Annotated in this window: 11 protein-coding genes; 8 read left to right on the forward strand and 3 right to left on the reverse strand. The window is 43.0% G+C overall.

Annotation, left to right across the window (positions count from 1 at the left end):
• Complete coding sequence (locus IGI82_RS04615) at positions 1 to 1,644, forward strand: C40 family peptidase (RefSeq protein ID WP_252708592.1); 1,644 nt, start codon at positions 1 to 3, stop codon at positions 1,642 to 1,644.
• Positions 1,645 to 1,888: 244 nt separating this feature from the next.
• The gene (locus tag IGI82_RS04620) at positions 1,889 to 3,661 is read left to right on the forward strand and encodes an oleate hydratase (RefSeq protein ID WP_008377255.1); all 1,773 of its coding nucleotides are present in this window, start codon (positions 1,889 to 1,891) and stop codon (positions 3,659 to 3,661) included.
• Between the two features lie 86 nt (positions 3,662 to 3,747).
• Here IGI82_RS04620 and IGI82_RS04625 read toward each other — a convergent pair whose 3' ends face one another.
• On the reverse strand, positions 3,748 to 4,536 hold the full coding sequence (locus tag IGI82_RS04625; protein WP_413158499.1) for a MerR family transcriptional regulator: 789 nt from the start codon (positions 4,534 to 4,536) through the stop codon (positions 3,748 to 3,750).
• Between the two features lie 73 nt (positions 4,537 to 4,609).
• Here IGI82_RS04625 and IGI82_RS04630 point away from each other — a divergent pair, with 73 nt between their 5' ends.
• The 4 genes from IGI82_RS04630 to IGI82_RS04645 all read left to right on the forward strand — a co-directional run bounded on the left by IGI82_RS04630 (position 4,610) and on the right by IGI82_RS04645 (position 9,178).
• On the forward strand, positions 4,610 to 5,233 hold the full coding sequence (locus IGI82_RS04630) for a GNAT family N-acetyltransferase (RefSeq protein WP_413158500.1): 624 nt from the start codon (positions 4,610 to 4,612) through the stop codon (positions 5,231 to 5,233).
• A gap of 156 nt (positions 5,234 to 5,389) precedes the next feature.
• Positions 5,390 to 6,229 (forward strand): Cof-type HAD-IIB family hydrolase, encoded by an 840-nt coding sequence (locus tag IGI82_RS04635; RefSeq protein WP_413158501.1) that lies wholly within the window; start codon positions 5,390 to 5,392, stop codon positions 6,227 to 6,229.
• Positions 6,230 to 6,337: 108 nt separating this feature from the next.
• Positions 6,338 to 7,285, forward strand: coding sequence for a hypothetical protein (locus tag IGI82_RS04640; protein ID WP_060792887.1), 948 nt, complete (start codon positions 6,338 to 6,340; stop codon positions 7,283 to 7,285).
• Between the two features lie 228 nt (positions 7,286 to 7,513).
• Positions 7,514 to 9,178 (forward strand): peptide ABC transporter substrate-binding protein, encoded by a 1,665-nt coding sequence (locus tag IGI82_RS04645; protein WP_413158502.1) that lies wholly within the window; start codon positions 7,514 to 7,516, stop codon positions 9,176 to 9,178.
• Between the two features lie 195 nt (positions 9,179 to 9,373).
• Here the strand turns inward: IGI82_RS04645 and IGI82_RS04650 are convergent, their stop codons facing one another.
• Together IGI82_RS04650 and IGI82_RS04655 are read right to left on the reverse strand one after the other, a co-directional pair.
• Positions 9,374 to 9,958 carry a polymer-forming cytoskeletal protein gene (locus tag IGI82_RS04650; protein ID WP_010747631.1) on the reverse strand — a complete coding sequence of 195 codons (585 nt, stop codon included), beginning with the start codon at positions 9,956 to 9,958 and terminating at the stop codon, positions 9,374 to 9,376.
• A 245-nt stretch (positions 9,959 to 10,203) separates the two neighbouring features.
• Positions 10,204 to 11,013, reverse strand: coding sequence for a MurR/RpiR family transcriptional regulator (locus IGI82_RS04655; RefSeq protein ID WP_413158503.1), 810 nt, complete (start codon positions 11,011 to 11,013; stop codon positions 10,204 to 10,206).
• A 107-nt stretch (positions 11,014 to 11,120) separates the two neighbouring features.
• Here IGI82_RS04655 and IGI82_RS04660 point away from each other — a divergent pair, with 107 nt between their 5' ends.
• A complete protein-coding gene (locus IGI82_RS04660; protein WP_413158504.1) occupies positions 11,121 to 12,992 on the forward strand; it encodes a beta-glucoside-specific PTS transporter subunit IIABC in 1,872 nt (623 codons plus the stop codon).
• The gene (locus tag IGI82_RS04665; RefSeq protein WP_016610579.1) at positions 12,989 to 14,431 is read left to right on the forward strand and encodes a glycoside hydrolase family 1 protein; all 1,443 of its coding nucleotides are present in this window, start codon (positions 12,989 to 12,991) and stop codon (positions 14,429 to 14,431) included. The genes IGI82_RS04660 and IGI82_RS04665 overlap by 4 nt, the downstream gene beginning before the upstream one ends.
• Position 14,432 lies beyond the last annotated feature (1 nt).

Below are 14,432 nucleotides of genomic sequence, written 5' to 3' on the forward strand. Positions count from 1 at the left end.
TTGGAATCTCGGAAAATCAAACGTAAGCGTTTAGTGAAACAAAAACGGTCCCTTTTCGTACAAAAAGGATTGGGTATCACAGCAGCGTTAGCATCGACTTCAGGTGTCTTTACGTCTCTTGCTCATGCGACCGAAACGACAAACGCTTCGTCATCAACCAACACAACGGCTACTCTTGCCAGATCGTCAGCTGAAACGGCGATCAATCGACAATTTAAAACAACAGCTTCACTGAATGTTCGTTCAAATGCTTCAACAAGTGCCTCTATCGTAAGTGGCGTAGGAGCAAATACAACAATCACTGCGGTGGCTCAAAAGAACGGTACCTCAGTGAATGGCAATACAACATGGTATAAGCTATCAACAGGCGGCTGGATCTCAGGGGCTTATGTGAAAAGCACCTCAGGCTCTTCTTCTGCCAATACTGGCTCGTCCAATTCGTCGTCGTCTTCATCGGAAAAAGCAATTTCGAAATCAGTGAAAACGACTACTGCATTGAACGTCCGTTCAAATGCAACGACTAGTTCTAGTGTCGTACGTGGACTAGGCAGCAATGCGACGGTGAAAGTCGTTGCACAAAAGAGTGGAACGTCGGTGAATGGCACGACCACTTGGTACAAATTGTCCACAGGTGGTTGGATCACGGCGGCCTATGTCAAAGATGTTTCCAGCAGTTCGACAGGAAATAGTTCTTCTGGCGGCAACACAAGTGTTTCTGCAGAAACGGCTATCAACAAGAATGTGAAAACAACAGCGGCATTGAATGTCCGTTCGAGTGCCTCAACAAGTGGTAGTGTCGTTGGCAGCCTAAGCAACAGCACGACGGTGAAGGTCGTTGCCCAGAAAAATGGCACATCCGTTGGCGGCACCAATGTTTGGTACAAAGTATCGACTGGTGGCTGGATCACAGCGGCATATGTACGTGACGTCACGTCTAGTTCTGGAAATACAAGTAATAACAATAATTCAAACACAGGTTCAAGCAACACTGGTTCATCAAACGGCTCAAGCAATGCGAGTGAGCAAGCCATCAATAAAACGTTCCAAACAACCACTGGTATGAATGTCCGCTCAAATGCATCGACTTCTGCAAGTGTAGTCAGCAGTTTGGGCAGCAATGCGACCTTCAAAGCAGTCGCTCAAAAACAAGGAACGTCAGTCAATGGCAATGCCACTTGGTATAAGTTATCAACGGGTGGCTGGGTATCTGCAGCGTATGTGAAGGAAGTCAGTGCAACGACTCCTGGCAACAATAACAACGCAGGCAATACCAATGTTCCGATGAGCGTGAACGGAGCAGCGATCGTTGCAGAAGCTAGAAAACATATCGGCACTCCTTATCAATGGGGAGGCAAAGGACCAGATGTCTTCGACTGTTCCGGGTTTACACGCTACGTCTTCTTAAAAGTGACGGGCAAAAACATCGGTGATTGGACAGTCCCACAAGAAAGCGCAGGGACAATCATTCCTGTCTCGCAAGCACAAGCTGGCGACTTGCTGTTCTGGGGTCAAAAAGGGAATACCTACCACGTAGCGATCGCTACCAGTAATACAAGCTATATCCATGCGCCAAGCACGGGTTATACAGTCACCGAAGCACAATCAGGCTTTTCGACTGCTAGCTTCGCTCTACGAGTGAAATAAATGTTTCATTGAAAAAGCAAAGGGTTTGTCCTTTGTTAGAAACGCCCCTAAGAAAGCTGCCATCAGTTTTCTTAGGGGCGCTTTTTGGGTTGGGCGCAGATCTTTTTAAAAGGTGGGCCTTTGCCCTGTTTTTTTGACAAAAAGGCCGATTTGTCAAAATCACTTGTTTTTACTAGTACAAATTTTTGTCAAAAAAAATAGTTACTGATACCATAAAAACGTACCAATATTAGGAGGGATCTACATGAGATATACGAACGGAAATTACGAAGCTTTTGCAAGAAGCAGAAAACCGAAAGATGTCGAAAAGAAAGAAGCCTATATTGTTGGTGGGGGATTAGCAGGACTTGCTGCAGCAGTCTTCTTGATCCGTGACGGCCATATGGCGGGTGAGAAAATCCACGTCCTTGAAGAACTTTCTTTATCAGGCGGTTCATTAGACGGAAAATTCATTCCCCATGATGGATTTGTGACCCGCGGCGGTCGAGAAATGGAAAATCATTTTGAGTGTCTGTGGGATCTATTTCGCTCGATTCCATCTTTGGAGGTGGAAGATGCTTCGGTGCTAGATGAGTTTTACTGGTTGGACCACGATGATCCAAATTCGTCTAACTGTCGGATCATCCACAATCGCGGCCAACGAGCAGCAGATGATGGAGAATTTACCTTGTCTGCGACAGCACAAAAAGAATTAACCCAATTATTTATGACTTCAGAAGATCAATTGATCGGGAAAAAAATCGAAGATGTTTTTGGCGAAGAATTCTTTGAATCTAATTTTTGGCTATACTGGTGTACGATGTTCGCCTTTGAAAAATGGCATTCGGCGATTGAAATGCGCCGCTATGTGTTGCGTTTTGTGCACCATATCGATGGCTTGCCTGATTTTACTGCGTTAAAATTTACTCGTTACAACCAATATGAGTCATTGGTCAAACCACTACTTGCTTATTTGGAAGAACAAGGAGTTGACTTCCAATATGAATGCACCGTCAGCAATATCGATGTTCGGATCGTGGGCGAGGAAAAAGTTGCTCAAAAACTTGTGCTAGAAAAAGCGGGGGCAATCGAAGAAATTCCTTTATCAGAAGATGACTTGGTCTTTGTTACCAACGGATCGATCACTGAAAGTTCCACGCAAGGGGACCATTATACTCCAGCGCCTATCTCAAAAGCACCTGGTGGCAGCTGGCGTTTATGGAAAAACTTGGCGGCGCAATCGCCTGAGTTTGGTCATCCAGAAGTCTTTTATGAAAACTTGCCTGAAGAAAGCTGGTTTGTGTCGGCAACCGTGACTTGGCAAAATTTTGATGTGGAACCTTATTTAGAAAAATTGACCCATCGCAAGTTACGAACAGGCAGAATCGTCACTGGCGGGATCATCACCATCAAAGATTCCAATTGGATGATGAGCTTTGCGACCCATCGCCAACCGCACTTTAAAGAACAAAAAGACCAACAAACGATCACATGGGTGTATGGCTTGTTGTCAAATACACCAGGGAACTACATCAAAAAACCAATTGAACAATGTTCTGGACAAGAAATCGTGCAAGAACTGCTTTACCATTTAGGCGTGCCAGAAGCAGAAATCCAACGCATTTCAAAAGAATCAAGTGTGGCAGTTCCAGTCTACATGCCGTTTATCACTTCTTACTTCATGCTGCGTGAACCAGGGGATCGGCCATTGGTTATTCCAAATGGCTCCAAAAACTTAGCTTTTATCGGTAATTTCGCAGAGACTGAACGAGACACTGTTTTTACAACAGAATATTCCGTTCGGACTGCAATGGAGGCTGTTTATCAGCTATTAGATGTGGAACGTGGGGTACCAGAAGTGTTTGCTTCCGCTTATGATCTACGTACTTTGGCCAAAGCTGTCTATTATCTGACCGATAAGAAAAAAATTACGGAAATGGAGCTGCCGTTTATCGAACGGAAACTCTTGGAAGGCTTCGTTAAGAAAACCGAACATACCTACATTGGCGATCTGTTGAAAGAAAACCATTTGATTTAAATAAAACGCAACGACAACGAGGCGAAAGAAGCTGCTCGTTGTCGTTGCGTTTTTTATTTACTTTTTAGCGCAGTTTGAACGAATCATTATTCCTCAGATAAAATCCGAACTTGGATCTCTGTCAAATAAGCTTGCTCGTTGCTAAGGGTCGTTTCGTGGATCGATCGTTCATAGAAGTAGTCATCGATTTGCCATTGGTGCGTCGCAATCAGCTGCTTGAGTTTTTGATAAAACTGTTTCAATCCTTCGTCATCCCCCTGATAAATGGCGGTTAAATAGCATCCTGCTGGTTTCACGAAGGAAGTCCTTTGCGGCTCATCTTGCCGTACGTAAACGTAGTCGATGTCTTGCGTATCGTCTTTGTTCGTCCGAATCATAAAACCGTACTCGTTATTCGAAAAAAGATACGGCTGTGCCATCAAAAGATCGTAGGCTTGGGTGATCATCTCTGGGATGGAGCTGCCGTTTAATCTAGGACTGAGGGAGAAATACTCCTCTGGCTGTTCCTTCAAGGTGAAGGGGGAAGTTTTTTCTGCAGCCAGGCGCAAATCCGCAGCTTTTCGTTCGATGATTTTTTTGATGTTAGTCAACTGCTGAATTTTTTCATCGATGGTTTGCCGCTTGGCTTCCAATAAGTTTCTCATGGTCTCGGCATCCCCCTGCAGCGCTGTTTGGATCTCTTTTAAGGGCATCGATAATTCTTTCAATGACAGGATCAATCCGAGATCCAAAAGTTGATCAAGGGAATAATACCGATACCCGTTCTCGTCTTTGCTGTTTGGTTGAAATAGCCCAATCTCGTCATAATAGTGGAGTGTCCGAGGATTGATCCGCGCTAAGCGTGCCATTTCCGATACTTTTAATTTGGTTTTCATGAAGATCCTCCTTGACTTTACAGTTACTGTAAACTTTATACTAAGGATAGTCAACTACTGGGAGGAAGATAGAATGAATAAAAAAGTAACGTATCGACCATTTAAACGAGAAGATCTGCCTGCGCTTGTGCAAGTGATTATTGATAGCTGGAACTACGACAAGCAATTTGACAAGAAGACCGCCAAGCACTTTGCTCATGTCTTTTTGTGTTATGAACTTGCCCGTGCGACCTATTCGCGGGTGGCTCTTTTAAATGGTGAAGCTGTCGGCATCTTATTAGCAGACAGTAAAAGCGGGAAGAAGCTTCATCCAATGCGCTATTGGGGGAAAACGATTTGGCATGCTGGCTGCTTACTGCTTACGAAAGAAGGGAGAAATACGCTGTTGCATTATGCCAAAGAGGTGGCTGAGTTAAATCAAGCGATGTTGAAAGACTTACAAACTCCTTTTCAGACCGAAGTTGGTTTGTTTGCCGTTAGTCCCAAAACACAAGGATTGGGTGTAGGCAAGCAGCTCTTTACTTCCTTTTTAGCGATGGTCCAGCAGGAAAAAACGGCTCCGTTTTTCCTTTATACCGATACCACCTGTAATTACGGTTTTTATGAGCATATGGGCTTGAAGCGGGCAGCTGCTGTGAAACGCTGGATCAAAAAACCGATGAAGAAGGAAATCGAGTTTTATATCTATACTTCCTAAGAGTGCAGCGATGCACTCTTTTTTCATTGGCTAGTATGGTAAACTGGAAGCAAAGAAGGTCAAGGAAGCTGTTTTCGTTTTATGGAAACGGCGCTTGTTTTGGTCGAAAGCGATGGCTCAATCCGCTTTCGTAAAAAGGATGGGGAATGGGAAAGGATGGTTTATTTGGAAAAAAAGCAGATAGGGTTTATTTTAAGTGATATTGATGGGACGATCTTGGATCATAAGCATCAAATCGATCTGGATTTGATTGAAGAAATCAAACGATTGAAGCAGCAAGCGATTCCTTTTGTTTTGGCTTCCGCTCGCTCCCCGAAAGGAATGCTACCGATAGCTCAAGAATTAGGGATAGCAGACTGGCCCTTGGCTTGTTACAACGGTGCCCTGATTGGAGGGTACGATCAAAAGGGCACACTGGTACCGATTTTCAGTCATGAGGTCAAAAAAGCAGAAGCAAAAACTTTGGTTGCGCGCATCAAAGCTGATTTTCCTGGTGTTTCCATCAATGTCTACTCTGGTGATCAGTGGTATTGCGAAAGAGTGGACCAATGGGCACGAGCAGAAGCGGCGATCACCAAAGAGACTCCTGTGGAGACTTCATTAGAACAACTGTTGGCACAAGAAGCTTTTGAGGTTCATAAGTTTCTTTTGATCGGCACAACGGCAGAAATCCAAGCACTTCATGCTGCCTGCCAGAACGCTGGATTTTTAGAAAGCGCCTTTTACTTATCCAAAGAGAATTATTTGGAAGTCACTCATCAAGCTGTGGGAAAAGATAAGGCGCTAAATGAATTGGCGGCCTATTTTCAAGTGCCGCTGGCGCAAACCTTAGCGATTGGCGATAATTTTAACGACCTGCCAATGATTGCTTCAGCTGGTATTGGTGTTGCGATGGAGAATGCGCCCGAATTGGTCAAAGCAAAAGCTGATTTTGTGACGGATAGCAATACAGATCATGGGGTTACTGATGCGTTGCGACGATTTGTCACAGTATAGATAAAAAAACTAGGTTTTTTGAACAAATTGATTGACTTTCATTTCTACTCTCCTTAAACTTTTAGCTATACCTAAAAAGGTAAGTGTTTGTTGGAAAGAAGGAGAAAAATGAATAAGAAGATCGAGAAGACATTGACCAAATTTGCCGAGCCGTTGGGGCTCTCCGTTGATACTTCCACTGGGGTGATTTATGGAACGTATCATAGTTATAAACTTTTTTTAGTTCAAGAGAATAACAATAGTTATTCTCTAGTGGCTCATTTTTCACTTAGCAAAGATGGCGAACTTCCCAACCAAGAAGAAGTCAAAGAAGTTTTAAGTGAGTCAAAAGAGATCATCGACTGTGTGATCCAAGGATATCAAGTTGCCTATACTTTACGCGGAGCGATGACTGCAGGGAAAACCGTGGACAAGTTACGTACTGCGTTGGACCAGTTGACGAATTTTTTGAAGACGAAAGGCTTCCAAAATGCTTGTACCTTCTGCGGCGCGGTCACTGAGCCGGTCTCGCTGTATGCTATTGGCGGCGCTCCCGTCATTGCCTGTGAAGCTTGCTTTAAGAAACAACAAGAAGCAGTCCTTGCGCAAGAACGGGAAAAAGGGCAGAAAAAAGAAAATTGGTTAGCTGGAACCGTGGGTGCGTTTCTTGGCTCACTGATTGGTGCCGGCGCAATTATTTTATTAGGACAACTGGGGTATGTTGCTGCATTGTCTGGGATCGCGATGGCGATCTGTGCCATCAAAGGGTATGAATTATTAGGTGGAAAACTCAGCACAAAAGGTATTATTAGTAGTATTATCGTCATGATCATCATGGTCTATGTTGGGAATCGTATCGACTGGTCGATCAGTGTAGCGAATTATTACACGGACGTTGATGTCTTCTATGCCTTCCGTATTTTACCTGATTTGATTCGTGAAGGATATTTGGAAGCGAGTCAATATTACGGGAACTTAGGTCTGGTCTATCTCTTTACGGCGATTGGGGCTGTGCCAACTATTATCGCTACGGTACGAGAGGGGAAAGTGACGCGTCAAAGCTATAAAATGGAGTAATCCACGTTTCTATCCAAAGATAAAAAAACACAAAGCGAGATCTTGTTCGCTTTGTGTTTTTTGTTTTTGTGTCATAAATAATAACATGCAGTGTTAATATAAAAAATAAATAATAATAAAATGAGAAAAATAGCTTGCTTTTATAATTAATATTTATTAAAATCTTATTTACATTCAGAGTTTTGTAATAATTCTGAAAATTTTGGATTTTCATAAGGGGTAGGTAAGATGAAGAAAAAATGGGGATATGGTGTCGTCGCTGTTTGTGGAATCGTATTAGCAGGTTGCTCAACAGGAGGGACATCAAGTACAGGTGAAAGTTCAAGTGGTAGTGGGACAGCAGCTGCCGAACAAATTTTTAATGTTGTGGTTCAACAAGAAATGCCGAGTGCCGATCTATCCTTAGCCACCGATACGATCAGTTTCAGTGCTTTAAATAATGTGTATGAAGGGTTGTACCGCTTAGATGCTGATAGTAAGCCCGAACCAGCAGGTGCCGCCGAATTAGCGGAAGTCAGTGAAGATGGTCTGACCTATAAATTGAAATTACGAGAAGATGCCAAATGGTCAAATGGAGAACCAGTAACAGCAGCGGATTATGTCTTTGGCTGGCAACGCACTGTAAGTGCGGAAACAGGTTCTGAGTATGCGTACTTATTTGCGCCCGTAACCAATGCCGAAGCGATAACAGCAGGTGAAAAAGATGCCTCAGAATTAGGGATCAAAGCAGTCAGTGACTATGAATTAGAAATCACGCTGACGACGCCTACGCCATACTTCCAATACTTATTGGCGTTTCCATCCTTCTTCCCACAAAGCCAAGCAGTTGTAGAAGACAACGGCGATCAATATGCTTCAACAAGCGACAATGCCGTTTACAATGGACCCTTTGTGTTAGCTGGCTTTGATGGGCCAGGAACCGATACAGAATGGTCATATGAAAAGAATGACCAATATTGGGACAAAGAGACGGTGAAACTTGATACCATCAATGTTAGTGTCGTAAAAGAATCATCAACTTCCTTGAATCTATTCCAAGATGGGCAAGCAGACGACGTCATCTTAACAGGAGAATTGGCGCAGCAGATGGCCAATGATGAAGCGTTTGTTTCAGAACCATTAGCCCGTACTTCCTATATCGAGTTGAATCAGCGAGAAGAAGATTCGCCATTCCGCAATGAGGATCTGCGTAAAGCAATCTCTTATGCCATCGATCGTGATGCATTAGTGACATCGATTTTAGGGGACGGTTCATTGGCTTCCACAGGATTGATACCAAAAGGAATGACATTTAACCCAACTGATAATACTGATTTTGTCGATGAAGCGGAAAGTGTCATTGAATACGATCAAGAAAAGGCCAAAGAACATTGGGAAAAAGCCAAAGAGGCGTTAGGAATCGATTCCTTGAGCTTTGAAATTTTGGCTTCTGATACAGATTCAACCAAAAAGGCCATTGAGTATATTCAAAGTGCGATTCAAGACACGCTGGATGGGGTGAAAGTTAGCCTAAGTCCTGTTCCTTTCTCCGTTCGTTTAGATCGTTCGAACTCAGGTGACTTTGATATCGTCATGGGTGGTTGGGGAGCTGACTATGCGGATGCTAGTAGCTTTACTGATTTGTTTGTTACCGACAATTCCTACAACCGCGGTCGTTGGACAAGTGAGGAGTACGATGCAGCAGTGAAATCGTCTGCCACGACAAACGCTGGCAATCCAGATGCTCGCTGGCAAGACTTGTTAGATGCAGAGAAAATCATTATGGATCAACAAGGGGTCATCCCTGTGTACCAAAACGTTGAAGCTCATTTACGTGCACCAAAAGTAAAAGGGGTCGTATCACACGGTGCTGGTGCGCAATATGACTACAAGTGGGCAGTTATTGAAGAATAAGCGCCTAAAGAAGAAACTGGTTTTGCGTAAGCAAGCCAGTTTTTTTTTCTAGGGCTTTGTTCTTACTTACACAATGTTAGTAATGAGAGCGGATGCAATTGTTTATAAAAAAACAAAAAAAGTTGGCAAGGGATCAACGATCGACTTGCCAACCTCGTTTTTTGTTCATCTATTTCACAGAAATCCAGTGAAAGATTATTCGCTAACTGTTACGTCACCTGTTACAGAAGCGCCATCTTCGTCAAGTGTTGCTGAATCTTGGAATTCTTTTGAAGTGAATGTTACGTTACCTTCAACTTTTGCACCGTTCAATACAAAGCCGTTAGCATTCACTTCAACGTCACCTTTGATTACACCGTGAACGATGTTGAAGTTTTCTGAGTTAACGATCAATTTAGGAACAGTTACTGTGTATTCAGCTGTTACGTTGCGGTCTTCATCTTGTGAGTACAATGCAAATTTACGGTAGATATCAGCAGAGTCGTCACCTTTGTCGTGGAATTCGCCATCAACGGTTACATCGTTATCAAATGTCATGTCGCCAGTTACAGCAACGATCCAGTTACCATCTGCGCTCAATGCTTTTTCGATCACTGAAGTTTGGTCACTGATAGAAGCAGTTGAAACAACGTCATCTGATGATTCAGTTGATGCAGCAGTTGAAGCTGCTGTTGATGATGATGAGCTTGCAGCTGTATCGTTATCTGAACTACATGCAGCTAAAAGAGTGCCTCCCATAAGCAATGATGCAGCGATTAAAGTGATTTTAGTTTTTTTCATGTTTCCTTCTCCTTTGTATTCCCATAGTTTTCTTAAAAACAAAATGATTATACCATACCGAGGTGAAGTTTGTGAAACAAAAAACATAAATGAGGAGAAATTTAATAAATAGCAGCCTAGGATTAAAAAAATTTCAAAGAAACTAGGAATAAATGAGTGACGCTTACGAAAGAATGAGACATCTCATTCACAAAGAACCCTCCATTATGGAAGAAATGCCCTTCTTCTATAATGGAGGGTCATTACTACATGCGCTTTCGATCCGTCAACTGCTTGAACTTCGATACGATCAAATCCATGATGAACTGATACATAAAAGCATGGGTTTGAAAATGGGTTTGGTGAGGGAAGATGATTGCTTCTTGGACAAAGGGCAGTTCCGAGATCTGTGGATTAGCGGTGATCACGATGACTTTGGCTTTGGTTCGATCGAAGAAATCTTTCCGTGGTGTTCCATTTCGAATTTGCTGTTTCGTTAGGTAGTCACCGGAGTTGGTAAAAATGATAAACAGCGATTCTTCATCAGCGGTCTTGATGATTTCTTCCTGTACGAGATCGTCTTGGAAGGTCCGAATGAACTTGCCGTTGTATGCTAGTTTGATCTGGAAATCAATAGCAGCCGATTCTGAGAATAAAATTCCAAAAGCAAAGACATTTTTATGCGTCACAATGGCTTTTGCGACCCGTTCGATGGCTGGCAGATTAAGATGATGACGCAGATAATCGATGTCTTGTACAACTGCGTCAAAATAGGAGTCTACGCCCTCTTGCTCTAAGGCAGACAAAATATTCGAACGATAATTCAGGGGATTGTTGAAGCGGTTTTCGATAAAGGCAGCGTTGTCTTTTAGATCGCCATAATCATCAAAGCCCAAGGTGCGAGCGAATTTTGAAACGGTTGACTTTGACACATGGCAAAGAGCAGCGAATTCACCAATGCTTAGAGTTTGGATCTGATCATAATGGTTGATCATGGTCAAACCGATATAGTAGTTGGTGGAATCAGTGGGTGCATTATTTAAAAGATTCAATAAACGAATGATTAAGAGGCCCATTTTCTTTCCTTTCTTGTAAGCAGTTTCCAAATTGCGAACTTTCGCAGGTGAGAGAAAAAAATCTGCTATAGTAACGCCATAAAGCGCTTTATAAATCAAACACGGGAGTGAGTCATTTGGCAAAAGATTATTCAAAACTTGCTAGTGAAATTATAGCACAGGTCGGTGGGGAACAAAATATCGTTAGCCTGTATCATTGCATCACTAGATTGCGTTTTAAGTTGAAAGATGTCGAGTTGGCACGAAAAAATAAGGATAAGATTCAGCAGCTTGATGGGGTATTGTCTGTCATTGAAGGAAATGGCCAGTTTCAAGTCGTGATCGGTAATCATGTAGCGGATGTTTTTCAAACGATCATGAGTAAGTATTCGATCCAAAATGCTTTGGAAAGTGATGGGGATGCCGAAGAATCAACAGAAAAACAAGGCAATGTATTTATCCGATTCTTCAATGTATTGTCTGCGATCTTTAATCCAATCATTGTTGCTCTTGCAGGGGCAGGGATGTTAAAAGCTTTGCTAGTTGTTTTTACAACCTATCATTTGATGGATGCGGAAGGAAGTACCTATAAAATATTAGCTGCTGCTGGCAATAGTGTCTTTTATTTCTTGCCTTTATTTTTAGCGATCAGTGCAGCGCGGATTTTCAAAGTCAATATGTTTATTGCTTTAGCAATCGTTGGGGCGTTGCTGGAGCCGAATTTTACAGCAATGGTGACGGAAAACGGTGTGACGGTCGATTTCTTTGGCATCCCAGCTGTGTTGATGGGGTATTCGGGTACCGTGATTCCAGCGATCGTTTCGATCTATATCTACTCGCACTTGGAACGACTACTCAAACGGATCATTCCTAAGAGTATCGAGATTTTTGCTCTATCACTAGTAGCTCTTTTGATCATGGTGCCTTTGACCGTTTTGATCATTGGACCGGTCGGTGTAATGCTTGGGGACGGTTTAGGCAATGCCATGAACTTTATCAGCGACAAGAGCGGGCTGTTGGCTGGCTTGTTGATCGGTGGCGGTTGGACATTCTTAGTAATGATCGGGATCCATTGGGGAGTTGTACCGATTATGGTCAATAACCTAGCGGTATATGGCTATGATACGCTGCGCCCGATGATCGCAGCAGCAACATTTGCGAGTGCTGGGGTTGCTTTAGGTGTGTTTTTACGCTCTCGCAGAAAAGAAACCAAAGGCCTGGCGCTATCTTCTTTGCTTCCAGCATTGCTTGGAGGAATTACAGAGCCAATCGTCTATGGACTTTCGGTAAAATTTAAAAAGCCGTTGATTGCTCAAACCATCGTTGGTGCCCTTGCTGGTGCGTTTATGGGAATGATGCAAACCAAGGCCATCGTCTATGTTTTCCCAGCATTAACGACATTGCCAGCTTTCTTTGGGGACACCTTTGTGTACTATTTGATCGGCATTGCCTTTGCGTTCTTCGGTACTGCTATTTTGACCTATGTATTAGGATTTGAAGAAACGGTAGAACCTGTTTTAGAAGAAGGTGCAGGGCTGCAAGTGATGACACCAGTTGCTGGTGAAGCGATCACGCTTGATGATGTCAAAGATGAAGTATTTTCTTCTCGAGCAATGGGGGATGGATTAGCCGTTTATCCATCAGCCGGCGATATTTATGCGCCACTTACTGGTACGGTTGTGACAGTTTTTCCAACTGGACATGCTTTTGGGATCCAATCGGCTGCTGGGACGGAAGTGTTGGTTCATATCGGCTTAGACACGGTTGATTTAGCAAAAGGCGTGTTTGAGATTTTGGTGAAACAAGGGGATCAAGTCGTGAAGGGGCAAAAAATTGGCACCTTTGACTTAGCAAAAATTATTGAAAAAGGATATGATCCGACAACCATGTTGGTCTTTACCAGTGTGATCAAAGAAGATGCACTGACAGTTGTGGATCAAGCGAAAAAAGACGTTACCGCTTTGGTAGCAAATGATTTATTAAAAGGAGCGATTTCATGAGTGTATTTCCAAAAAATTTCCTATGGGGCGGCGCGATCGCCGCAAATCAAGCCGAAGGAGCTTATTTGGAAGGAGGAAAAGGATTAAGTGTAGCAGATATTTTACCAGTTGGTGAAAAACGTATTGAGCAAGTTTCACTGCAGCTTGAAGAGGATAACTTTTATCCGAGCCATGAAGCCATCGACTTTTATCATCGGTACCCAGAAGACATTGAACTGTTTGCGGAAATGGGCTTGAAGTGTTTGCGTACCTCAATTGCTTGGAGTCGCATTTTTCCGAATGGGGATGAGACGGAACCCAATGAAGCAGGTTTACAATTTTATGATGATTTATTTGATGCCTTGAATGAAAAAGGGATCCAACCAGTTGTTACATTAGCTCATTTTGAGACGCCACTGCATTTGGTGACGAAATATGGTGGTTGGCAAAATCGTGCACTGATCGATTTTTTTGATCGGTATACAAAAGTGGTTTTTGCACGCTACAAAGGGAAAGTGAAATATTGGATGACTTTCAATGAAATCAACCATACCCATACGATCCCGTTACTCGCAGCAGGTATCGATGTGTTTTCTTTCGAGACTGAAGAAGAAAAATTACAGGCACTTTATCAAGCAAGTCATAATATGTTTGTTGCAAGTGCCAAAGCAGTTCTGAATGGGAAGGCAGTAGATGAAAACAATCAGATTGGCTGTATGCTGTCACTGAGCCCGATTTACCCTGCGACGTGCAACCCGCAAGATGTTTTTGAATCGTATCAACTGCGCCGTCGTTCCTTGTTCTATAGTGATGTGCAATTGCGAGGAGCCTATCCGGAATACTTCGACCGCATCGTGAAGGATAATCATCTGTTGCTGGACATTACAGAAGAAGATCTAGCGATCATTAAAGCGGGGACCTGCGATTATTTAGGCTTTAGTTTTTACCGCAGCTCATTGCATGAAGCAGGCATGAAAATTTTAGGCAATACTGGCGGATTACTAGGGAAAAAGAATCCTTACCTAAAAGAAACTGCTTGGGGATGGCCGATCGATCCGCTGGCATTACGCTATGTTTGCAGCGAATTGACTGATCGTTATCAAAAACCATTATTTATCGTTGAAAATGGAATTGGTTTAAAGGATGTTGTCAATGAAGATGGATCGATCGTCGATGAAGAACGGATGGCCTATTTGAAAGACCATGTAGAAGCAATGGCGGAATCGATCAAAGATGGCGCAACGATTCTAGGCTATACATGGTGGGGACCGATCGATATCGTTTCTGCGGGGACAGGAGAGATGGAAAAACGATACGGCTTTATCTATGTCGATAAGCAAAATGATGGTAGCGGAGATCTTTCCCGCAAGAAAAAAGCTAGTTTTGCGTATTATCAGCAAGTGATCGCCACGAATGGGGAAGCGTTGGCATACGAATCATTTTTGAAAGGCGGCAAGTAAA

The sequence above is a fragment of the Enterococcus sp. AZ067 genome, assembly GCF_051715005.1.
In the GTDB taxonomy this organism is placed as follows: domain Bacteria; phylum Bacillota; class Bacilli; order Lactobacillales; family Enterococcaceae; genus Enterococcus_D; species Enterococcus_D casseliflavus.